Here is a 477-nt window from a genome sequence, read left to right on the forward strand (position 1 = left end):
TCGAGTCCTTCGATGGGACGGAGGGCGCGGAGGCGGCCGGTGCCGCCGGGCCTGCCGGCGAGGTCCGGTCCGTGGCCGGGCTGCCGGGTGGTGTGGTGCCGTGGGTGCTCTCGGGTAAGGACGAGGGTGCGTTGCGGGCGCAGGCGGCGCGGCTGCGGGAGTTCGTCGAAGCGCGGCCTGAGCTGGCTCCTGACGAGGTGGCGTGGTCGCTGGTCTCCACCCGAGCCGCGCTCGAGCGGTGCGCGGTCGTGGTGGGCACCGGGCGCGAGGAGTTGATGGAGGGTCTGTCGCGGGTGGTGGCGGGAGAGCCGGCCGGCAACGTCGTGAGCGGCCGCAGGGGGACTCCGGCTCGTCCGGTGTTTGTGTTTCCTGGTCAGGGGGCGCAGTGGGTGGGGATGGGTGTGGAGTTGGCTGGGGTGTTTCCGGTGTTTCGGGAGGCGTTGGAGGAGTGTGGGCGGGCGTTGTCGGGGTTTGTGG

The 477-nt window shown here is 72.5% G+C and carries 1 protein-coding gene; it reads left to right on the forward strand.

Features of this window, described 5'->3' with window-relative positions:
• Window positions 1-71: 71 nt before the first annotated feature.
• The coding region (locus RM779_RS33280; RefSeq protein WP_311621536.1) for an acyltransferase domain-containing protein at window positions 72-477 on the forward strand (406 nt) is incomplete at its 3' end.

The organism is Streptomyces johnsoniae (assembly GCF_031845565.1).
Classification (GTDB): Bacteria; Actinomycetota; Actinomycetes; order Streptomycetales; family Streptomycetaceae; genus Streptomyces; species Streptomyces johnsoniae.